The sequence below is a fragment of the Leclercia sp. EC_58 genome (assembly GCF_019584355.1).
Classification (GTDB): Bacteria; Pseudomonadota; Gammaproteobacteria; order Enterobacterales; family Enterobacteriaceae; genus Enterobacter.
The window spans coordinates 1,136,727-1,157,185 of record NZ_VDAM01000001.1 but is presented as its reverse complement, the minus strand read 5'-3'; the positions used below and the strand labels follow the sequence as shown (position 1 = coordinate 1,157,185).

The window sequence follows — 20,459 nt, the reverse complement described above, 5'->3', positions numbered from 1 at the left end:
TACGCACCACGCCTTCAGTAGCGGAGCAGGAAGGACATCTGATGGAAATGGAAGCCACGCAAGCACCTTAAAATCACCATCATACACTAAATCAGTAAGTTGGCAGCATTACCCCCGCTGTCGATGTTGCAGCATTACTTCCCTTCTCCCCAAATGCCGCCACCCTTGGTTTTATTTTCTGTACCTTCGGCACGATTTTCTCGATGGGGATCCTGCTGCTGACCCAGAGTCCGATTATGGTATTGCCTGGTTTTGTGCCGCTATTTTTCGCAGGCGGCCCGATCGGCGTATTAGCCAACCGGCTGGGCGGTTATCGCGCCGTTATTATTTGTACTTTCCTGCTGGGGATTATTCAAACCTTCGGCACCGTATGGGCCATTCCCTTAACCGGCCTCGCCGCCGAAGGGGTGGGCTGGACCGGTATTTTCGACTGGGCGACCTTATGGCCAGCGATTTGCGAAGTGCTTAAGTTTATTGCCTCAACGTTCCACCTCGGGCCTTATGCGGGCTAACTCATCTCATTGTGAAAAGGATATCGTTATGAAAGACAAAATTAATATTCTGTTTGTTTGCGGCTACGGTGTCGGCAGCAGCGTGATGTTGCAGACGGTGGTAAAAAAAGCGTTAGCCAAATATGACATTAATTTCGCCATGGAGCACACCGCCGCCGGCGAAGTCGGCGGATTTACCGAATGGGCCGATATTTATGCCATTTCGAAAAAGCTGATTGATGTAGTAAGCCTCGATCCGCGGCACGGGCAGTATCTTATCCCTATCGAAAATATTATGGATGGAGAGACCATCGGGAAGCAGATCTACGCCGTGGTTGAAGAGCATTTCCCGCATCTGGTAAAGGCCCGTTAAGGAGCGACGATGAAAGCGATCATTCTGCTCTTCGACAGTCTGAATAAGCACTATCTGCCGCCTTACGGGGATATGATCACCCAGGCACCAAATTTCCAGCGTCTGGCGGCCCGCTGCGCCACATTCAACAACAGTTATGTTGGCAGTATGCCTTGCATGCCTGCACGTCGCGAGTTACATACTGGCCGGTACAATTTTTTGCACCGGGAGTGGGGGCCGCTGGAGCCGTTCGACGACTCCATGCCGGAGCTACTGAAAAAAGCGGGCGTCTATACCCACCTGATCAGCGACCATCTGCACTACTGGGAGGATGGCGGCGGCAACTACCATAATCGCTACAGCTCATGGGAAATTATCCGTGGCCAGGAGGGGGATCACTGGAAGGCCAGCGTCGCCGACCCGGCCATCCCGCAGGTGCTGCGGGTGCCCCAGAAGCAAACCGGCGGCGGGGTCTCCGGGCTCTGGCGACACGACTGGGTCAACCGCGACTACATTCAGCAGGAGGCGGACTTCCCGCAAACCCAGGTCTTTAACGCCGGGTGCGAGTTTATCGACAAGAACCATCAGCAGGATAGCTGGCTGTTGCAGGTGGAAACCTTCGACCCCCACGAGCCGTTTTATACCACCGAGGCGTATCTCTCGTTATACCAGGATCCCTGGGACGGTCCGCACTACGACTGGCCCCGCGGCAAAGTGGAAGAGAGCCCCGAGGCGGTAGAACATATTCGCTGCCGCTATCGCGCCCTGGTCTCCATGTGCGATCGCAATCTGGGGCGCATTCTGGACCTGATGGACCGCCACGATCTGTGGCGCGATACGATGCTCATCGTCGGCACCGATCACGGCTTTTTGCTCGGGGAGCATGACTGGTGGGCGAAAAACCAGATGCCCTATTACAACGAAGTGGCGAATAACCCGCTGTTTATCTGGGATCCGCGCAGCGGCCATCAGGGGGTGCAGCGAGATGCGCTGGTGCAGATGATTGACTGGGCGCCGACGCTACTGGAGTTCTTCAACCAGCCCATCCCGCCTGACGTTCAGGGCCGTCCGTTAGCCCGCATTCTTGAGGATGATACCCCGGTGCGTGACGCGGCGCTGTTTGGGGTCTTCAGCGGCCACGTCAACGTCACGGACGGGCGCTATGTCTATATGCGCGCCGCACTGCCTGGCCGTGAGAATGACATCGCCAACTACACCCTGATGCCCATCAAGATGAATACCCGCTTTACCCCGGATGAGCTGGAGGCGATTGCGCTGGCGCCCCCCTTCCGCTTTACCAAAGGGGTCAAAACGCTGCGTATTCCGGCTCAGGAAAAATACCCGGGAGTGAATCGCGTCGGGCATCTGCTGTTCGATTTACACACCGACCCGCACCAGCAGTGCCCGATTGAAGATAAAGCCATCGAAGCGCGGATGATTGCCCTGCTGGTGCGTCTCCTGCGTGAGAGCGACGCCCCGGCAGAGCAGTTCGCCAGGTTAGGGTTAGAGGTTTAACCTATCCCCCAGAACAGCACCGCCAGCAGTTGCGGTGTGATAATGCGCATAAACATCACCAGCGGATAGACCGTGGCGTAGGAGAGCGCCGCTGCCCCGCTGGTGGGGTGCAGGTTGTTGGCGAAGGCCAGCGCCGGAGGATCGGTCATCGAACCGGCCAACATGCCGCAGAGGGTCAGGTAGTTCATCTTCGCCAGAAGCCGCGCCAGAATGCCCATAGTGATCAGCGGGACGGCAGTAATGAGGATGCCGTAACCAATCCAGCTCACGCCGTCGCCGCGGGCGAGCGTCTCGACGAAGTCCCCGCCGGATTTCAGCCCCACCACCGCCAGAAACAGCACGATCCCCAGCTCACGCAGGGCAAGGTTGGCGCTCGGAGGCATAAACCAGTAGAGCTTACCGACACAGCCGATACGACCAAGGATCAGCGCCATAATCAACGGCCCGCCTGCCAGCCCCAGCTTGAGCGCCACCGGGAACCCCGGCACATACAGCGGAATAGAGCCGAGCAGCACGCCGAGCCCGATACCGATAAACACCGGCAGCATCTGCACCTGCTGCAGTTTTTGTTGTGCGTTGCCCACCATATTGGCGACGGCGTCAATGGAGGCCGGGCGCCCGACGAGGTTGAGGATGTCGCCAAATTGCAGGCTGGCGTCCGGGCTGGCCACCAGCTCAATCCCGGCGCGGTTCAGGCGGGAGATCACCACGTCGTAGCGCTCTTTTACCTGCAGTTCGCGGATTTTCTTGCCTAATACCTTCTCGTTGGTCACCACCACGCGCTCGACGCGCATATCGGTGCCGCGGGTGGAAAGGGAGGTATCCACCTCCTGACCAATCACCAGTTGGGCGTTATGCAGGTCCGCCGGTTGCCCCACCAGATGCAACAGGTCGCCTATCTGGATCACCGTGCCGGGCAGCGGCACCATCAGGGTTTGCTCGCGCTTCAGACGGGAACAGATAATATTGGCGCTGTTAAGGATCGGCACGTCCTGAATCGGCAGGTTGTTGAGGTTGGGGTTGTCGACGCGGATGTTGATGGTTTTAATCAGCGCCTGTCCGTTCGTAAGGGTAGATTCATGCTCCCGGGCTTCCTGTTCAACGTTAACGCGAAACAGGATACGCATCAGCCACATGGTGAGCAGGATGCCGCAGATGCCGAACGGGTAGGCCATGGCGTAGCTCATGCCCATCTGATCGACGATATCGGGCGCGATACCCAGGTCGCGCAGGATTTGCTGCCCGGCACCCAGCGCGGGAGTATTGGTTACCGCACCGGAGAAAATGCCCAGCACTACCGGCAACGGAATGGCGAAGAGTTTATGCAGCAGAGCGGTGACCAGCCCACCCATCACCACAATCCCCATCGCAAAAAGATTAAGGCGCAGGCCAGAGACGCGCAGCGAGGCGAAAAAACCGGGCCCGACCTGGATACCGATAGTGTAAACGAAAAGGATCAGGCCAAATTCCTGAATGAAGTGCAGCATTTCCGCGCTGAGCGTAATGCCCAGCTGGTCGGCAAAATGGCCGACAAAAATCCCGCCAAAGAGCACGCCGCCAATGCCGAACCCGACGCCGCGGATTTTGACATTGCCTATCCATAGCCCCACCACCGCAACCAATGCCAGAATACTGACCGTTAACGCTATATCACTCATGACGGCATCCCTGTGAATAACATTATTATTAACAGGGATTCTCGCAGAGCGCGGGCGGGTTGTATGGGCGATGGCGCACAAAAAAGCCCCGCCGGGGCGGGGCTTTGATTTTGCCCGGCGGCGCTTCGCTTGCGCGGGCCTGCGGGTCTTGTAGGTCGGGTAAGCGTAGCGCCACCCGACACAGTCTATTAACTGTTCAACGCCGGACGTTCGCTGATGGCGATCCGCTGCGGAGCAACCGCCTCCGGCACGTTGCGGGTGATGTCGATATGCAGCAGCCCGTTGGTGAAGGTGGCGCCTGTCACCTCCATATGTTCAGCCAGGGTAAAGCTCAGGCTGAACGGCTGGGTCACCAGCCCCTGATGCAGCCATTTGGTTTCAGCTGCCGGTTTTTCCGGGGTGCCTTTTACCGTCAGGCGCGTGCCTTCCAGCTGAATATCGAGGTTCTGCTGGCTGAAGCCGGCCACCGCGAGCGTAATACGATAGTGGTTATCGTCGCTCTTTTCGATGTTATAGGGCGGGAAGGTCTGGCTTTCGGTGGTGCTTTGCAGCGCGGAGGCCAGTTTGTCAAAACCGATCCACTGACGCAGCAGCGGGGATAAATCGTAATTACGCATAGTAAATCTCCTTCTGAGAAGCGAGTTCGGCACAGGTGAATTTTGTGCGCAGTTATTCCTGTAAATCCTTATGGATTCACATATGCTCCCGATATCGGCAAGCATTCATATTTGGGCCGCGCAAGCGACCCGGATAATTAATTAATTTCGATACGGCGCGGTTTTTTCGCTTCCGGAATAACACGTTCCAGATCGATATAGAGCAGACCGTTAACCAGGTTCGCGCCATGAACGTGGATGTTCTCAGCTAATTGGAACTTACGTTCAAAGTTACGTTCCGCGATGCCCTGATAGAGGTAGGTACGTTCTTTCTGCTCGCCTGCATGAGCGCCTTTCACCACCAGCAGGTTATCCTGAGCGGTAATCTCCAGTTCGCTTTCAGCGAAACCGGCCACGGCAATCGCAATGCGATAGTGGTTTTCGTCAACCAGTTCAACATTGTATGGAGGGTAGCCATTGCTCTGGCTTTGGTTGTTTTCTAAATGGCTGAACAGACGATCGAAGCCAATGGCTGAACGATAAAGCGGAGAAAGATCAAAGTTACGCATACAGTTAAAACTCCTGAAATCAGCAAGAATTGTCGCCTTCCACCGTGGACAGGCTGGGGTATCCCAAACGCCCCTCAGGCACGTTTGTTCATCGATACATCCTTAAAATGGGTCCGTTTGCGATCTTTTCAAGAGCAGCGCAGCGAGAATTTTTTGCACTTTGCGGGTACTGGCATAGACTGGGACTACAGCACGTAAGGTTAAAATGCGATAGGTGCCACAGAGCGGTACTTTTCAACTATTCATTTTAAGAATGGCCCGTTATAAACCCGGTTACGGGTCTGCACCGTGCCATTGATGATGACTGACTGATAATGAAAAATGTTCTGATAAAGCTGACGATATTCAGCGCAGTGGTTGTGCTTTGCGGGTGTTCAAGCGTGATGTCTCACACCGGCGGTAAAGAAGGAACTTATCCCGGAACACGCGCCAGCGCGAATATGCTGGCGGATGACGACACTAACTGGGGCACCAAATCCCTGGTGGTGCTGGATATGCCGTTTACTGCTGTTGTTGATACGCTGCTGCTGCCGTGGGATCTCTTCCGCACCGATAAATCCGTACGCTCCCGCGTGGAGCAAAGCGAGGAGAAGACGCTGGCAACTAACGCCGTCATCCCGCCCGCTCAGATGCCCTCTCGCTGATCAGCGCCCGGTTTCTGTTACCCAGATCTGACGGAAGCCACCGACCTCCTCCATCCAGGCAATGGTATGCCCATCCGGAGAGTAAATCACCGCATCGCCCGACGGCGGATTGCCGTGATCGGACGTCAAAAACGTCACAGCACCAGACACCGCATCACAGGTCGCAATGCGATCCTCCAGCACAAATCCCAGTGAATGGCCCGCCGGATGCCAGTTAAAGGCCGACTGAATATCGCTTTGATTATGGGTGAGCTGACGGGGTTCTCCCCCTTCCGGGGCGATCAGCCACAGCTGCACCACGCCGTTATCATCCCGCATCAGGAACGCGATTTGTGTCGCCTGGGGGTTGCTGCGCACCCAGTGGCGCGGCACGTTCACCAGCCCCGGATAGCGGTTGCCGTGAGTAAAGGTTAACCGGCGCTGCATGACCCCGGCAGGCGGGGCGGGCATGCGATCTGCCGTGCCCTGAAGCGGTAGATCGCCCGCCTGTTTCCAGCCCTGTTCATCTTTCGGCAGGTCAACGATAAACAGCTCCGGCACCTTCTCGCCGCTGGCGGAAAGGGTATCGCCGATAAAAGCCAGTTGGTGATTACCGACCCAGCCCTCTTCATAGGCGCGGTTGATCTCATCGCTGCCCGGCTGCGGCGTGGGAGTGGTACGGCTGACCAGCACGCTCCAGTGCGTACCGGCATACTCCCGTGGATGGAGGCCCGCAGGCGTCACCGGGCCATAAGGCGCGGCCACGCCCACGTTGCGTAAATCCAGCGACGGATCGAGCGTGTGCAACACATGGTCGTTATAGGTAAAGCTGACGTACTGCCCGTCCGGACTATACACATGAACATGACTGCCGCCGCGCAGCGCGCCGGGAGTGAAAGGCGGGGTGATATCCATCGCATCAAGATTGCTCACCTGCCCGCGCTCTGCAACCACCCCCTGACGGTGATGGAAGTCGTACTGCCAGTGGGCGTCGGGATGTTGCGGGCCGTGGATAAAAATGTATTTATCAGCCGTCGGATGGACGGTGACAACACCCACATGCGCGCCGTTACTGGCGCGATAGATCACTTCGACGTCGCCGGTTTTAACATTCACTCTTTCAATGGTTTCGCCGGTAAACGACGCCCCGGAAGGCCGGACGTCAAAGACCAGCCACTGGCTGTCTGCGGTCCAGGTACGGGTGTTGGTGAGCTGATGGTTGCGGGAAGCGAAAGTGATTTGTTTCATGAGGATACCCTGATGCGCGGATGTCGCATCAGGGTATAGCATTGCAGGAGATTAGCCTACCCGTTTAACGTCGCCCACCAGCAGGATGTAGGAGAGCGCGCCAATCAGGGCCACCGCGGAGATATAGACCAGCGCCGGGCCAAAACCGTAGTCCTGTGCCAGGTAGCCAATCACCAGTGGAACGGTGATCCCGCCCAGGCCGCCAACGAAGTTAAACACCCCGCCGGTCAGACCAATCAGACGCATCGGAGCCAACGACGACACCAGCGACCAGGTGATGGAGGCAAAGCCATTCCCAAAGAAGGCCACCGCCATCAGGGTCATAATCCATACCGGATCGTTGGTGTAGTTGGCGCCCATGATGCAGGTGGAGATCAGCAGCCCGCAGATGATCGGCGTTTTACGCGCCACGCCGAGGGAGAACCCTTTTTTCACCAGCTTATCCGCCAGCCAGCCGGAGAGCAGCACGCCAAAGAAGGCCGCCAGGAACGGCACGGTGGTCATAAAGCCCGCCTTCAGCGCGGTGATGCCTTTCTCCTGGGTCAGGTAGTTCGGGAACCAGGTCAGGAAGAACCACAGCGTGGAGGTCACCGCAAACTGGCCAAGGTACACGCCCACCAGCTTACGGTGGAAGACCAGCTTCCAGTCAGCTTTGGTCAGCGGCTGGCGCGCCTCTTTTTTCACTGGCGCATCGCCATCCACCAGGCCGCCGCCGTCGCGAATGTAATCCAGCTCGGCTTTGCTGATGCTTTTGGTCAGGCGCGGCGGCTGATAGACCTTAATCCAGATAAACGACCAGATGATGCCGATCCCGCCGGTGACGATGAACACCCAGTGCCAGCTCAGCAGCTCCTGGATCCAGATCAGCAGCGGGGTCAGGAACGCCAGACCAACAAACTGCCCGGAGGTATAGAACCCGACGGCAGAGGCGCGCTCATGTTCCGGGAACCAACTGGTGACCATGCGGTTATTGGTCGGGAACGCTGGTGCTTCGAAAATACCGGTGATGGCGCGCAGGCCAATCAGCGACATTAAGCCGGTAGCAAAACCCTGGAACAGGGTCGCCACGGACCAGCCGAAAATAGCGATAAAGTAGGTCAGGCGCGAGCCGACGCGGTCGAGGAACCAGCCGCCCGGGATCTGGCATAGCGTATAGAGCCAGGCAAACGCCGAGAAGACGTAGCCCATCTCCGCTTTGGTAATGCCGAACTCCTCCTGAATATGGGCCGAAGCCACAGCAAGGTTGGCGCGGTCGACATAACAGATGACCACGGTAATAAAGATCATCATCAGCGTCAGGTAGCGGCGACGCCCGGTTTTGGTAGCAGTAACTGGAATATCCATCGCAATCTGTCTCCAGATTTTGGGCATAGCGAGGCCGCTCACCATGCCCTGTAATTTACAGAGGGTTATATTTTTGTCTGTGAGATTGTTGCCCGGTGGCGCTGCGCTTACCGGGCCTACGGCGTGGTGATCACCATTCCGCTACGCTGCCGTCTTCATGACGCCACAACGGATTACGCCAGTCCGGCGCATTTTTACTCAGCTCAATGACTTTGGCTTCGTCGATCTCCACGCCAAGGCCCGGCTTCGTTAACGGTTTGAAGAAACCGCCTTCCATGCTGAAGTCTTCTTTGTTCTTCACAAAGTCGAGCAGTTCCGCGCCCTTGTTATAGTGAATGCCCATGCTCTGCTCCTGGAATACCGCGTTGCGCGAGACAAAGTCCACGTGCAGACAGGCTGCCAGTGCAATCGGGCCCAGTGGGCAGTGCGGCGCCAGGGCCACATCATAGGCTTCTGCCATCCCGGCAATTTTGTAGCATTCGGTGATGCCGCCCGCGTGGGAGAGGTCCGGTTGCAGGATCGCAATCCCGCCCGCTTCCAGCACGCGTTTAAACTCGAAGCGCGAGAACATGCGTTCGCCCGCCGCGATCGGAATGTGCGTCTGCTCCGCCAGTTTCGGGTAGTATTCGGCCTGCTCGGCCAGCACCGGCTCCTCGATAAACAGCGGACGGTACGGCTCCAGCTCTTTGATCAGCAGTTTCGCCATCGGCGCGCTGACGCGGCCGTGGAAATCGAGACCAAACTCAATCTCGTTGCCGAAGGCTTCGCGGATTTGCGCCACGGTATTTACCGCGCGATCCACCGCCCGCGAATTATCAATAACGCCCATCTCTTCGCAGCCGTTAAGTTTGAAGGTGTCGAAACCGATGCTGCGCAGCTTGCTAATGCCGTCGATCACTTCCGCCGGACGGTCACCGCCCACCCAGCTGTAGGCTTTGATTTTGTCGCGTACCAGGCCACCCATCAGCTGCCAGACCGGGGCGTTCAGCACTTTGCCTTTGATATCCCACAGTGCCTGGTCGATACCGGCGATGGCGCTCATCAGGATTGGACCGCCGCGGTAGAAGCCCGCACGGTACATCACCTGCCACAGGTCGTTAATACGCGCCGGATCCTGACCAATCAGATATTCGCCCAGCTCATGCACCGCCGCTTCAACGGTGCGCGCACGGCCTTCAATCACCGGCTCGCCCCAGCCAACCACCCCTTCGTCGGTTTCGATTTTCAGGAACATCCAACGCGGCGGTAAACGGTAGGTGGTGAGTTTGGTTATTTTCATTGCATTGCCTCTCGATACGCTTTTACAAATGCTGCCGCCTGCTGTGCGGTACGCTCAACGGACTGCCCGGCGCGATAGAGATCGCTACCCAGACCGGCCCCTACACAGCCCGCGTTCATCCACTGGGCCAGGTTTTCGGGCGTGACGCCGCCCACGGCAAAGACCGGTACACTGGCGGGCAACACCGCTTTCAGCGCTTTGATGTAATCCGGGCCAAAGGCCGACGACGGGAAAATTTTGAGTGACTGTGCGCCCGCATCGAGAGCGGTAAAGGCTTCTGTCGCCGTGGCGCATCCGGGACAAACCGTCATGCCGTAGCCCACTGCACGGCGGATCACCTCAGGGTTGATATTGGGCGTCACAATGAGCTTGCAGCCCATCTTCGCCAGGCGGTCCACCTGCTCCGGCTGTAACACGGTCCCCGCGCCGATGAGCGCTTTGTCACCAAACGCATCCACGACTGCCGGAATGCTTTTTTCCCACTCCGGGGAGTTGAGCGGGATTTCCACCGCGTCGAATCCGGCGTCGATGACCGCGCCAACGTGGGCAATGGCCTCGTCAGGGGTGATGCCGCGCAGAATCGCGATAAGGGGAAGATTAGTTTGCCACTGCATGAGCGATGCTCCTTATTCCAGCCTGAAATGCTGTGTCGCCCTCCACCGCCGCCACGTCTCGCCCGATGGCGTGGAACGCCTGCCGGTAACGAGCGGTCAGCGATGAACCCGCGACGAGGGTGATGGACTGCTGCCCGGCGAACTGTTCGCTCAGGGTGGCGACTTCTGCGCTAATCAGCAGGCCCGATAAAAATTCGCTCACCTGCTCGCGAGGAAGGGTTCCCAGCACGTGCGAGGCGCGAACCTCAAAAAGCTGCGGCAAAACGGCGGGGGAAGCGATCCCGCGCTCAAGCCCGGCGGCAAATGCTTCCGGCGAGGCTGACTGCTCCGGCAGACCCGCCCCCACCAGCGAATGCTTCAGCAGCAAATGGTGTAATTCGCCGGTCATCACGGTGCGAAAATCAGCGATCTGCTCAGCATCGGTCTGCACCCATTTGCAGTGCGTACCGGGCATGACATAGACAGAAGAAGGAGAGAGCGTGCGCGCGCCGAGGAGTTGGGTTTCCTCACCGCGCATCACGTTGTAATTATCGTCGCGGGAGACGCATAGCCCCGGAATGATCCAGATATTGTCGCCAACGGACGTTAACTGTTCGCCAATAGCGGAGAAACAGGCAGGAACCGGCAGATATGGTGCAACCTTCCAGCCCACGTTACTGCCAACCATGCCTGCCATTACCACCGGCGTGGCGCCGTCGCGCCAGTTTTGTGTCACCTCTGCTAACACCGCTTCCGGGGATTTACCGTTCAGGCGCGTGACGCCTGCTTCTGATTGCCTGCTCTCCAGGCACTGCTCGCCCTGGTAGAGCCAGGCGCGCAGATTGGTCGATCCCCAGTCAATTGCGATGTAGCGTGATGTCATGTGATTTCCTTCAACCTTCGTGTCGAGCTGGCGATCATGGTTAGCGCCGCCTGCTCTGCCGCATCGCTGTCCTGATGGCGTATCGCATCGAACAGCGCTTTATGTTCCTGGAGCGTCTTCGGCATGTTGGCCTCATCACCCATCCAGGTTCGTTCAAATACTGCTCGCTGTAACGAGCTGATCGCCACGCTAAGCTGCTGTAGCACCGGGTTATGCACCGACTGCAACACCGCCTCGTGGTAGCGAATATCCGCCTCGTTAAAGGCGTCCCGATCCTGGTTATTGGCGATCATATCGTTCAGGGCCGCCTCAATTTGCGCGAGGTCGCCAGAGGTTGCGCGTTCCGCCGCCCAGCGGGCTATTGCCGGCTCCACCAGGTTTCGCACCTCGCTCATCGCGCCAATCAGCCGTGGGTCGTAGTCGTTTTCCAGCACCCACTGCAAAACCTCGGTATCGAGGTAGTTCCACTGGTTACGCGGGGCAACAAAGGCGCCGCGATAACGCTTCATTTCAATCAGCCGCTTCGCCATCAGCGAACGGAACACTTCCCGGATGATGTTGCGTGAGGTTTCAAACTCCTCACACAGCTCTGCCTCGGCGGGCAGCGGTGACCCAGGAACGTACTTGCCACCCACGATTTGAGTGCCCAGCGTGATGACGATGCGATCGGTTTTATTGAGAGTCATGGAGAGTCCTTGTGCTCTGTAGGTCCGCCCCTACTTTACCGCGACCGCTGAATTTCGCCTCAATTTTGCAGTACAAACGTGATGCCATTCGTCATTGCTGTGGCCGTAATGTAGTACAATCACATTGTTTTGCACTACAATCCAGATCACAAAAAGAGCAATCAGTGAAAGGAATGTTAAAGAAAGGTTCTTGAGGGGATAAAAAAACCCGCAACGAGTGCGGGTTCGGGAGCGCGTATTTTGCCAGGCTTTAATTCAGCACAAACTTCTCAATCGCGTAGGCCACGCCATCTTCGAGGTTAGATTTAGTGACGAAGTTAGCCACCTCTTTCACCGACGGGATCGCGTTCTCCATCGCCACGCCTAAGCCAGCATATTCCAGCATCGCTATGTCGTTTTCCTGATCGCCGAGCGTCATGATCTCTTCCGGCTTGATCCCCAGCGTTTCGGCCAGCGACTTCACGCCGGTGCCTTTATTGACGCGTTTATCGAGGATTTCGAGGAAGTACGGCGCGCTTTTCAGCACGGTATACTTCTCTTTTACCTCATCCGGAATGCGGGCGATGGCCTGGTCGAGAATGGCAGGTTCATCGATCATCATAACCTTCAGGAACTGGGTTTCGGGATCCATTTTTTCCGCTTCGCAGAACACCAGCGGGATGGTGGCGACGTAGGATTCATGCACGGTGTAGTAGCTGATATCGCGGTTCGCGGTGTACAGCGTGGTGCGGTCGAGGGCGTGGAAGTGCGAGCCCACCTCGCGGGAGAGTTGTTCCAGATAGCGATAGTCGTCATAGCTCAGCGCGGTCTGCGCCACCGTGCTGCCATCGGCCGCTTTCTGCACCAGCGCACCGTTGTAGGTAATGCAGTAATCTCCTGGCTCGTTCATGTGCAGCTCTTTCAGGTAGTTATGCACCCCCGCATATGGGCGACCGGTGCAAAGCACCACGTTCACGCCCTTCTCCCGGGCTGCGGCAATCGCATTTTTAACGGCAGGAGAGATGGTGTGGTCTGGCAGCAGCAGCGTGCCGTCCATATCGATTGCAATGAGTTTGATAGCCATGAGATCCCCGGTTGGAATGAGTCTTTCCTCATGCTAACGCGATTCCGCTCAAAAAACACGGTAAGAAAGGGGATGGGGTCTGGAGAGGAAATTCCTCTTTTGCATCTAAAGAAAAGCCCGGTGACGCTGACGCGTACCGGGCCTACGAAACCTGTAGCCCCGGTAAGCGCAGCGCCACCGGGGAACAAACGGCTTAGATGTCGATATTCGCCGCTTTCAGGGCGTTCTCTTCGATGAAGGCGCGACGGGGTTCAACCGCATCGCCCATCAGGGTAGTGAACAGCTGGTCAGCAGCAATCGCGTCCTTAACGGTAACCCGCAGCATGCGGCGGCTTTCCGGATCCATGGTCGTTTCCCACAGCTGATCCGGGTTCATTTCGCCCAGACCTTTATAGCGCTGAATGGAGAGGCCACGACGGGACTCTTTCACCAGCCACTCCAGCGCCTGCTCGAAGCTGGCAACCGGCTGACGGCGTTCGCCACGCTCGATGAAGGCGTCGTCTTCGATCAGGCCACGCAGCTTCTCGCCGAGGGTACAGATACGACGGTATTCCGCGCCGGTCACGAACTCGTGCTCCAGCGGATAGTCGGTATCCACGCCGTGGGTACGCACACGGATCACCGGCTCGAACTGCTGAGCGGCGTTCTGCTGAATATCGAACTTCCACTGGCTACCGTGCTGTTCGTTCTCGTTCAGCTCGCTGACCAGGGTATTGACCCAGCGGGTCACCGCCTGCTCGTTATCGAGATCGGCTTCGTTCAGAGTCGGCTGGTAAACCAGCGCCTTCAGCAGCGCTTTTGGATAACGGCGCTCCATGCGGCCAATCATCTTCTGGGTGGCGTTGTACTCAGAGACCAGACGCTCCAGCGGCTCGCCCGCCAGCGCTGGGGCGCTTGAGTTGGCGTGCAGGGTGGCGCCATCAAGAGCGATAGCGATCTGGTACTGATCCATCGCCTCGTCATCTTTAATGTACTGCTCCTGCTTGCCTTTTTTCACCTTGTAGAGCGGCGGCTGGGCAATGTAGACGTGGCCACGCTCAACGATCTCCGGCATCTGACGGTAGAAGAAGGTCAGCAGCAGGGTACGAATGTGCGAGCCGTCGACGTCCGCATCGGTCATGATGATGATGCTGTGATAGCGCAGCTTGTCCGGATTGTACTCGTCGCGGCCAATGCCGCAGCCCAGGGCGGTGATCAGGGTTGCCACTTCCTGAGAGGAGAGCATCTTGTCGAAGCGCGCCTTCTCAACGTTGAGGATTTTACCCTTCAGCGGCAGGATCGCCTGGTTCTTACGGTTACGGCCCTGCTTCGCAGAACCGCCCGCGGAGTCCCCTTCCACGAGGTACAGTTCGGACAGCGCCGGGTCGCGTTCCTGGCAGTCCGCCAGTTTGCCTGGCAGGCCTGCTAAATCCAGCGCGCCTTTACGACGGGTCATTTCACGGGCTTTACGCGCCGCTTCACGGGCACGCGCCGCATCGATAATTTTACCGACGACGATTTTAGCGTCGGACGGGTTTTCCTGCAGGTAGTCGCTCAGCAGCTCGTTCATCTGCTGTTCAACCGCCGATTTCACCTCAGAGGAGACCAGCTTGTCTTTGGTCTGGGAGGAGAACTTCGGATCCGGCACTTTTACGGAGACAACGGCGATCAGGCCTTCACGGGCATCGTCACCGGTGGCGCTGACTTTCGCTTTTTTGCTGTAGCCTTCTTTGTCCATGTAGGCGTTCAGGGTACGGGTCATCGCCGTACGGAAGCCGACCAGGTGCGTACCGCCGTCGCGCTGCGGAATGTTATTGGTGAAGCAGTAGATGTTTTCCTGGAAACCGTCGTTCCACTGCAGCGCCACTTCCACGCCGATACCATCTTTTTCGGTGGAGAAATAGAAGATATTCGGGTGAATTGGCGTTTTGTTCTTGTTCAGATACTCAACGAACGCCTTGATACCGCCTTCGTAATGGAAGTGGTCTTCTTTGCCGTCGCGCTTGTCGCGCAGGCGAATCGAGACGCCGGAGTTCAGGAATGACAGCTCGCGCAGACGCTTCGCCAGGATGTCATATTCGAACTCGGTCACGTTGGAGAAGGTTTCGAGGCTCGGCCAGAAACGGACCGTGGTACCGGTTTTCTCCGTCTCGCCCGTTACCGCCAGCGGTGCCTGCGGCACGCCGTGGGTATAGACCTGACGGTGAATTTTACCTTCGCGGTTGATCACCAGCTCCAGCTTCTGCGACAGGGCGTTAACTACAGAGACGCCCACGCCGTGCAGACCGCCGGACACTTTATAGGAGTTATCATCGAACTTACCGCCCGCGTGCAGAACGGTCATGATCACTTCCGCCGCAGAGACGCCCTCTTCCGGGTGGATGCCGGTTGGGATGCCGCGTCCGTCATCCTGTACGGAAACAGAGTTATCGGCGTGGATGGTGACAATAATGTCTTTACAGTGACCCGCGAGCGCTTCGTCGATAGCGTTATCTACCACCTCGAATACCATGTGGTGCAGACCGGTGCCGTCATCCGTGTCGCCGATATACATACCCGGGCGCTTACGCACCGCATCCAGCCCTTTCAGGACTTTGATACTGGAGGAGTCATAAGAATTCGACATCAACGTTTCTCGCTCATTTATTCTTGGGTTAATCCGTTATTTTACCCTTTTCCACGTTAAACATCTTCGAATTTTCGTCCGACATGTCTATTACGTGTTCAGCGCTAATCGCACTGACGAAAACCTGCGACTGTGTGGCTTTTAAGCGGCTGGCAAGCAGCCCGCGCCGCGCGTCATCAAGTTCCGAGGCAAAATCATCAATCAGATACAGACAGCGTCGCCCGCTCTCACGGGTTAAGTACTCGCCCTGCGCCAGGCGCAGAGCGCACATCAGAAGTTTAAGCTGCCCGCGTGATAAGGTATCTTCCACCGGCGCGCCATCGGCACGAATGCGGAAATCCGCCTTGTGCGGGCCATGCGCGGTGTAGGTCAGCATGCGATCGCGCTCGAAGCTTCGCTCCAGCACCTCGGCATAATCTGTCTCTTTCTCCCAGCCACGCTGGAAGGAGAAGCTCAGGGAGAACTCGGGTAAAAACTGCTGGCAAGTGTCCGCCATGTCTTCCGCGATCCCGGCGCTGTACTCCGCACGCCAGCGGCTAATCTGCTCCGCCAGCGGGATCAGCTCTTTATCCCACGCCCGCAGTTGGGCGTAGCGGGTCACCTGGCGCAGCGCGGCATTGCGCTGTTTCAGCAGCCGCTTGAGGTTGCTCCAGGCGGTAAAGAAGCCCGCTTCGTTATGGAAGCATCCCCAGTCGAGGAAGGCTCTTCTGTATTTGGGGCCGCCATTGAGTAAAGTAAACCCCTCGGGGGTGATTAGCTGCATGGGCATCAGCAGCGCCAGCTCGGCCACTTTGTGCCCGTCGGTGCCGTCGATGCGTACCTTGCTGTCACCGTGCTTGTCTTTGGTCAGGCCAATGGCGGTCTCGTGTTCTTCGCCCCGTAAACGGCCATGAAGCACAAACGCTTCCTGCTCGTGGCGAATGACGCGGCCAATCTGCAAACTGCGAAACGCCCGGCCATGGCCGAGCGTATAGATGGCTTCCAGAACGCTGGTTTTGCCGCTGCCGTTGGCGCCAACCAGGAAGTTAAAGCCGGGGGATAAAGCAAGATCCGCGCTTTCGATATTGCGAAAGTCGCGGATCAACAGGCGGGTGAGCGACATTACAGTCTCATTGGCATGACAACATAAGCAGCCGACTGTGATGCGGCATCTTCAATTTGTACGCTCGACACGGAGTCGGTCAGCAGAATACGCACGTTCTCGCACTTCAGCGCGTTCAGCACATCCAGTACGTAACTGACGTTAAAGCCGATTTCCATCTCGGTGCCTGCGGCATAGGTGACATCCAGAATCTCTTCGGCCTCTTCCTGTTCCGGGTTGTTGGCCGTGATCTTCAGCTGGTTTTCGCTCACGTACAGACGCACGCCGCGGAACTTCTCGTTGGAGAGGATTGCCGCGCGGGCAAAGGCCTGCTTGAGGATATCGCAGCCCGCTTCCAGCGTTTTGTCCGGGTTCTTCGGCAATACGCGGCGATAATCCGGGAAGCGGCCATCTACCAGCTTGGAGGTAAAGATGAAGTCGCCCACGTGGGCGCGGATGTTGTTGCTGCCAATCTGCACGCGCAGCGGGGTTTCGCCGCCGTCGAGCATACGCATCAGCTCAATCACGCCTTTACGGGGTACGATCACCGAATGGTTCGGCAGCGTCACGCCAACCGGCATGGAGCAGACCGCCAGGCGGTGGCCGTCGGTGGCAACGGTACGCAGCTCTTCCCCTTCGGTTTCGAACAGCATGCCGTTTAAGTAGTAGCGAACGTCCTGATGCGCCATAGAGAACTGGGTGGCTTCAATCAGGCGTTTCATGGTGGCCTGCGGCAGGGTGAATTCGACTTCACTCTGCCAGTCGTCCAGGTTCGGGAAATCGGCAGCAGGCAGCGTGGAGAGCGAGAAACGGCTGCGGCCAGAGCGCACCAGCATACGGTCGCCTTCCAGCTGCACGGCAATCTCTGCCCCTTCAGGCAGTCCGCGGCAGATATCAAAGAACTTACGCGCCGGAACGGTGGTTGCGCCCGCTTCGTGAGGCTGAGAAAGCGTCACACGTGCGACCATTTCCATCTCGAGATCGGTCCCGGTCAGCGACAGCGTGCCGTCTGCCACCTGCAGCAGCAGGTTACCAAGAATAGGCAGCGTCGGGCGGCCGCCTAATGGGCCACTCACCTGTTGCAGCGGTTTTAATAAATGTTCACGTTCAACGGTAAATTTCATAGCATCACGATGATAATGTTCTGATTAAATTGGAGAAGTCTTCTTTTATGTCGTGGCTTTCTTCACGCAGCTGCTCGATCTTACGGCAGGCGTGCAGCACGGTGGTATGGTCACGGCCACCAAACGCATCGCCGATCTCCGGCAGACTGTGGTTGGTTAATTCCTTTGCCAGCGCCATCGCCATCTGACGCGGTCTCGCCACCGAGCGGGAACGACGTTTAGACAGCAAATCTGCCACTTTAATTTTGTAGTACTCCGCCACCGTCTTCTGAATATTGTCGATGGTGACCAGTTTTTCCTGCAGCGCCAGCAGATCCCGCAGCGCCTCACGCACGAAATCGATGGTGATCGCCCGTCCGGTGAAGTTGGCGTTAGCGATGACGCGGTTCAGTGCGCCTTCCAGCTCACGAACGTTGGAACGCAGACGCTTGGCGATAAAGAACGCCACCTCGCCCGGCAGACGAATGTCGTTCTCGTCGGCCTTTTTCATCAGGATCGCCACGCGGGTTTCCAGCTCCGGTGGCTCGATCGCCACGGTCAGGCCCCAGCCGAAGCGCGATTTCAGACGATCTTCAACCCCGTTGATCTCTTTTGGATAGCGATCCGAGGTCAAAATGATCTGCTGATTGCCTTCCAGCAGCGCATTGAAGGTGTGGAAAAACTCTTCCTGGGATCGTTCTTTATTGGCAAAGAACTGGATGTCATCGATCAGCAGCGCATCAACGGAACGGTAGTAGCGTTTAAACTCTTCGATCGCGTTGTTTTGCAGGGCTTTTACCATGTCCTGAACGAAGCGCTCGGAGTGCATATACACCACTTTGGCATTGGGCTTACGCGCCATGATGCCATTGCCTACCGCATGCAGCAGGTGCGTTTTACCCAGACCGGTACCGCCATAAAGGAACAGCGGGTTATAGGCGCCGCCCGGGTTATCTGCCACCTGGCGCGCTGCCGCGCGGGCCAGCTGGTTCGATTTACCTTCGACGAAGTTATCAAAGGTGTGTTTGACGTTAACATTAGAGCGATAGGTCGGCTCTGCCGGTGCCGGGACGTTATCCCAGCCCGCACGCGGCGCAGGCGCGACGCGCGGCATCTGAACCTGCGCAGTCTGCGCGGGCGCAGCGGCGACGTTAACGGTCTCTTTAAGGGTTTGGGTGACCGGTTTAGTGCCCACTTCAAAACGCAGCTGTGGGGCATCGGCACCGCAAAATTCGTTTAGCAGTCCGTTGATGTTATTGAGGTATTTGTCCCTGACCCAATCGAGCACAAAACGGTTTGGCGCATACAAAGCCAGCGTGTTATCGCTCAGTTCCGCCTGCAACGGGCGGATCCACATACTGAATTCTGTGGCTGGTAACTCATCCTGCAATCGGGCAAGACACTGCTGCCAAAGCGAAAGTGACACGGCGGACTCCACTCGAACATAAAAAGAAAGCTATTGAATAGTCGTGATTGTTGACACACGTCGAAAGAACCCGGCGTTTAGGGGGACGTGCGAACCGCTATCTGCGGTTTTTTTTACCTGCTCTGGATCCTGGGATCGCGATCAGGACCGCGGATCATAGCCTAAACTGAGCCAGAGATCTTCTGTTTCTCACAGTTTCTTCCCGATTTATCCACAGGAGGATCGAAACGGGGTAAGTGTAAACGATCCTGGCGAAGCGACCCCGCGATTTAGGCCGCATATTGGAAAAATTAATGAGTAACGACAATTTTTTGCTTAAATGATCTAACGAAGATCCTGGACGATCCTTGCGATTTGCCCTGTAGCCCGTATAATTCCCCACCCGGCGCGTGGGACTCGATTTCCTGCGTCTGACGCTGCTCAATTTGCACGCTAAAAACGTGCGGAAAGACGCGGGAAATAAGGAAAGAGAATTGACTCCGGAGTGTACAATTATTACAATCCGGCCTCTTTAATCACCCATGGCTTCGGCGTCCATCGTTCGTTATTCGTTCGGACTCCACAAAAAGTCATTGAATTTATTCAAGTTTAGGTAGAAATCGCCATGAAACGCACTTTTCAACCGTCTGTACTGAAGCGCAACCGTTCTCACGGCTTCCGTGCTCGTATGGCTACTAAAAATGGTCGTCAGGTTCTGGCACGTCGTCGTGCTAAAGGCCGTTCACGTCTGACCGTTTCCAAGTAATTAAGCTAACCCCTGAGTGGTTAAGCTAGCATTTCCCAGGGAGTTACGTTTGTTAACTCCCACTCATTTCACTTTCGTCTTCCAGCAGCCACAACGGGCTGGCACGCCGCAAATCACCATTCTCGGCCGCCAAAATTCGCTGGGGCATCCCCGTATCGGTCTCACTGTCGCCAAGAAAAACGTTAAGCGTGCGCATGAACGCAATCGGATTAAACGTCTGACGCGTGAAAGCTTCCGTTTACGTCAACATGAACTGCCTTCTATGGATTTCGTGGTGGTGGCTAAAAAAGGGGTTGCCGACCTCGATAACCGTGCTCTCTCGGAAGCGTTGGAAAAATTATGGCGCCGCCACTGTCGCCTGGCTCACGGGTCCTGATCGGCCTTATCCGGGTCTATCAACGCCTGATTAGTCCGCTACTCGGGCCACACTGTCGTTTCAGACCGACCTGTTCGCAATACGGAATTGAGGCATTGCGCAGGTTTGGAGTGATAAAAGGCAGTTGGTTGACGGTGAAACGCGTATTAAAATGCCACCCTTTACACCCAGGTGGAGACGACCCCGTCCCTCCAGGACCTTTTGATACCAGAGAACACTAACG

20 protein-coding genes and 1 pseudogene are annotated in these 20,459 nt (G+C 56.9%); 7 read left to right on the top strand and 14 right to left on the bottom strand.

Annotated elements, in window-relative coordinates:
* Window positions 1–113: 113 nt before the first annotated feature.
* From FHC51_RS05715 to FHC51_RS05705, 3 genes and pseudogenes are all read left to right on the top strand, one after another.
* Window positions 114–512, top strand: a pseudogene (locus FHC51_RS05715) (PTS transporter subunit IIC); the annotation flags it as partial.
* Between the two features lie 28 nt (window positions 513–540).
* On the top strand, window positions 541–864 hold the full coding sequence (locus FHC51_RS05710; protein ID WP_103824257.1) for a PTS sugar transporter subunit IIB: 324 nt from the start codon (window positions 541–543) through the stop codon (window positions 862–864).
* Window positions 865–873: 9 nt separating this feature from the next.
* The gene (locus FHC51_RS05705) at window positions 874–2,358 is read left to right on the top strand and encodes a sulfatase (protein WP_220435070.1); all 1,485 of its coding nucleotides are present in this window, start codon (window positions 874–876) and stop codon (window positions 2,356–2,358) included.
* Here FHC51_RS05705 and FHC51_RS05700 read toward each other — a convergent pair.
* The 3 genes from FHC51_RS05700 to ibpA all read right to left on the bottom strand — a co-directional run bounded on the left by FHC51_RS05700 (window position 2,355) and on the right by ibpA (window position 5,181).
* Window positions 2,355–4,016 carry a putative transporter gene (locus tag FHC51_RS05700; protein ID WP_220435069.1) on the bottom strand — a complete coding sequence of 554 codons (1,662 nt, stop codon included), beginning with the start codon at window positions 4,014–4,016 and terminating at the stop codon, window positions 2,355–2,357. The two genes, FHC51_RS05705 and FHC51_RS05700, sit on opposite strands and share 4 nt — an antisense overlap.
* A gap of 188 nt (window positions 4,017–4,204) precedes the next feature.
* The gene (ibpB, locus tag FHC51_RS05695) at window positions 4,205–4,633 is read right to left on the bottom strand and encodes a small heat shock chaperone IbpB (RefSeq protein ID WP_220435068.1); all 429 of its coding nucleotides are present in this window, start codon (window positions 4,631–4,633) and stop codon (window positions 4,205–4,207) included.
* A 137-nt stretch (window positions 4,634–4,770) separates the two neighbouring features.
* Complete coding sequence (ibpA, locus tag FHC51_RS05690; RefSeq protein ID WP_039032247.1) at window positions 4,771–5,181, bottom strand: small heat shock chaperone IbpA; 411 nt, start codon at window positions 5,179–5,181, stop codon at window positions 4,771–4,773.
* A 311-nt stretch (window positions 5,182–5,492) separates the two neighbouring features.
* On the opposite strand from ibpA, the gene FHC51_RS05685 reads away from it, so the two are divergent.
* Window positions 5,493–5,825: a YceK/YidQ family lipoprotein gene (locus FHC51_RS05685; protein ID WP_114316313.1), complete on the top strand. Its 333-nt coding sequence runs from the start codon at window positions 5,493–5,495 to the stop codon at window positions 5,823–5,825.
* On the opposite strand, the gene FHC51_RS05680 is transcribed toward FHC51_RS05685, so the two are convergent.
* From FHC51_RS05680 to dnaA, 11 genes are all read right to left on the bottom strand, one after another.
* Window positions 5,826–7,052 (bottom strand): DUF3748 domain-containing protein, encoded by a 1,227-nt coding sequence (locus FHC51_RS05680; RefSeq protein ID WP_220435067.1) that lies wholly within the window; start codon window positions 7,050–7,052, stop codon window positions 5,826–5,828. It abuts the gene before it with no gap.
* A gap of 51 nt (window positions 7,053–7,103) precedes the next feature.
* The gene (locus FHC51_RS05675; RefSeq protein WP_156237402.1) at window positions 7,104–8,441 is read right to left on the bottom strand and encodes an MFS transporter; all 1,338 of its coding nucleotides are present in this window, start codon (window positions 8,439–8,441) and stop codon (window positions 7,104–7,106) included.
* 85 nt (window positions 8,442–8,526) lie between these two features.
* Complete coding sequence (dgoD, locus tag FHC51_RS05670) at window positions 8,527–9,675, bottom strand: galactonate dehydratase (RefSeq protein WP_103177637.1); 1,149 nt, start codon at window positions 9,673–9,675, stop codon at window positions 8,527–8,529.
* Window positions 9,672–10,289 (bottom strand): 2-dehydro-3-deoxy-6-phosphogalactonate aldolase, encoded by a 618-nt coding sequence (locus FHC51_RS05665; RefSeq protein ID WP_156237401.1) that lies wholly within the window; start codon window positions 10,287–10,289, stop codon window positions 9,672–9,674. The genes dgoD and FHC51_RS05665 overlap by 4 nt, the downstream gene beginning before the upstream one ends.
* Window positions 10,273–11,151 carry a 2-dehydro-3-deoxygalactonokinase gene (locus FHC51_RS05660; RefSeq protein ID WP_220435066.1) on the bottom strand — a complete coding sequence of 293 codons (879 nt, stop codon included), beginning with the start codon at window positions 11,149–11,151 and terminating at the stop codon, window positions 10,273–10,275. The genes FHC51_RS05665 and FHC51_RS05660 overlap by 17 nt, the downstream gene beginning before the upstream one ends.
* On the bottom strand, window positions 11,148–11,837 hold the full coding sequence (gene dgoR / locus FHC51_RS05655) for a D-galactonate utilization transcriptional regulator DgoR (RefSeq protein WP_103177634.1): 690 nt from the start codon (window positions 11,835–11,837) through the stop codon (window positions 11,148–11,150). The genes FHC51_RS05660 and dgoR overlap by 4 nt, the downstream gene beginning before the upstream one ends.
* Window positions 11,838–12,087: 250 nt before the next feature.
* Entirely contained in the window at window positions 12,088–12,900 is an 813-nt protein-coding gene (yidA, locus tag FHC51_RS05650; RefSeq protein WP_103824251.1) for a sugar-phosphatase, read from the bottom strand.
* A gap of 193 nt (window positions 12,901–13,093) precedes the next feature.
* Entirely contained in the window at window positions 13,094–15,505 is a 2,412-nt protein-coding gene (gene gyrB, locus FHC51_RS05645) for a DNA topoisomerase (ATP-hydrolyzing) subunit B (protein WP_103177632.1), read from the bottom strand.
* A gap of 28 nt (window positions 15,506–15,533) precedes the next feature.
* Complete coding sequence (gene recF / locus FHC51_RS05640; protein WP_114316318.1) at window positions 15,534–16,607, bottom strand: DNA replication/repair protein RecF; 1,074 nt, start codon at window positions 16,605–16,607, stop codon at window positions 15,534–15,536.
* The gene (gene dnaN / locus FHC51_RS05635; RefSeq protein WP_103177630.1) at window positions 16,607–17,710 is read right to left on the bottom strand and encodes a DNA polymerase III subunit beta; all 1,104 of its coding nucleotides are present in this window, start codon (window positions 17,708–17,710) and stop codon (window positions 16,607–16,609) included. Before dnaN ends, recF begins: the two co-directional genes overlap by 1 nt.
* 4 nt (window positions 17,711–17,714) lie before the next feature.
* A complete protein-coding gene (gene dnaA / locus FHC51_RS05630; protein WP_103177629.1) occupies window positions 17,715–19,115 on the bottom strand; it encodes a chromosomal replication initiator protein DnaA in 1,401 nt (466 codons plus the stop codon).
* Window positions 19,116–19,719: 604 nt separating this feature from the next.
* On the opposite strand from dnaA, the gene rpmH reads away from it, so the two are divergent.
* From rpmH to yidD, 3 genes are read left to right on the top strand one after another with little or no spacing between them, the layout of a single operon-like run.
* Window positions 19,720–19,860, top strand: coding sequence for a 50S ribosomal protein L34 (gene rpmH / locus FHC51_RS05625; protein WP_003849659.1), 141 nt, complete (start codon window positions 19,720–19,722; stop codon window positions 19,858–19,860).
* Window positions 19,861–19,876: 16 nt separating this feature from the next.
* Complete coding sequence (rnpA, locus tag FHC51_RS05620; RefSeq protein ID WP_014072458.1) at window positions 19,877–20,236, top strand: ribonuclease P protein component; 360 nt, start codon at window positions 19,877–19,879, stop codon at window positions 20,234–20,236.
* Window positions 20,200–20,457: a membrane protein insertion efficiency factor YidD gene (gene yidD, locus FHC51_RS05615; RefSeq protein WP_072036746.1), complete on the top strand. Its 258-nt coding sequence runs from the start codon at window positions 20,200–20,202 to the stop codon at window positions 20,455–20,457. Before rnpA ends, yidD begins: the two co-directional genes overlap by 37 nt.
* Window positions 20,458–20,459: the final 2 nt, after the last annotated feature.

Excerpts from the sequence above, each read along its gene's own strand:
- FHC51_RS05710 (WP_103824257.1), top strand. The coding sequence starts at position 541 with ATGAAAGACAAAATTAATATTCTGTTTGTTTGCGGCTACGGTGTCGGC.
- FHC51_RS05705 (WP_220435070.1), top strand. The coding sequence starts at position 874 with ATGAAAGCGATCATTCTGCTCTTCGACAGTCTGAATAAGCACTATCTG.
- FHC51_RS05700 (WP_220435069.1), bottom strand. The coding sequence starts at position 4,016 with ATGAGTGATATAGCGTTAACGGTCAGTATTCTGGCATTGGTTGCGGTG.
- ibpB (WP_220435068.1), bottom strand. The coding sequence starts at position 4,633 with ATGCGTAATTACGATTTATCCCCGCTGCTGCGTCAGTGGATCGGTTTT.
- ibpA (WP_039032247.1), bottom strand. The coding sequence starts at position 5,181 with ATGCGTAACTTTGATCTTTCTCCGCTTTATCGTTCAGCCATTGGCTTC.
- FHC51_RS05680 (WP_220435067.1), bottom strand. The coding sequence starts at position 7,052 with ATGAAACAAATCACTTTCGCTTCCCGCAACCATCAGCTCACCAACACC.
- FHC51_RS05675 (WP_156237402.1), bottom strand. The coding sequence starts at position 8,441 with ATGGTGAGCGGCCTCGCTATGCCCAAAATCTGGAGACAGATTGCGATG.
- dgoD (WP_103177637.1), bottom strand. The coding sequence starts at position 9,675 with ATGAAAATAACCAAACTCACCACCTACCGTTTACCGCCGCGTTGGATG.
- FHC51_RS05665 (WP_156237401.1), bottom strand. The coding sequence starts at position 10,289 with ATGCAGTGGCAAACTAATCTTCCCCTTATCGCGATTCTGCGCGGCATC.
- FHC51_RS05660 (WP_220435066.1), bottom strand. The coding sequence starts at position 11,151 with ATGACATCACGCTACATCGCAATTGACTGGGGATCGACCAATCTGCGC.
- dgoR (WP_103177634.1), bottom strand. The coding sequence starts at position 11,837 with ATGACTCTCAATAAAACCGATCGCATCGTCATCACGCTGGGCACTCAA.
- yidA (WP_103824251.1), bottom strand. The coding sequence starts at position 12,900 with ATGGCTATCAAACTCATTGCAATCGATATGGACGGCACGCTGCTGCTG.
- gyrB (WP_103177632.1), bottom strand. The coding sequence starts at position 15,505 with ATGTCGAATTCTTATGACTCCTCCAGTATCAAAGTCCTGAAAGGGCTG.
- recF (WP_114316318.1), bottom strand. The coding sequence starts at position 16,607 with ATGTCGCTCACCCGCCTGTTGATCCGCGACTTTCGCAATATCGAAAGC.
- dnaN (WP_103177630.1), bottom strand. The coding sequence starts at position 17,710 with ATGAAATTTACCGTTGAACGTGAACATTTATTAAAACCGCTGCAACAG.
- rpmH (WP_003849659.1), top strand. The coding sequence starts at position 19,720 with ATGAAACGCACTTTTCAACCGTCTGTACTGAAGCGCAACCGTTCTCAC.
- yidD (WP_072036746.1), top strand. The coding sequence starts at position 20,200 with ATGGCGCCGCCACTGTCGCCTGGCTCACGGGTCCTGATCGGCCTTATC.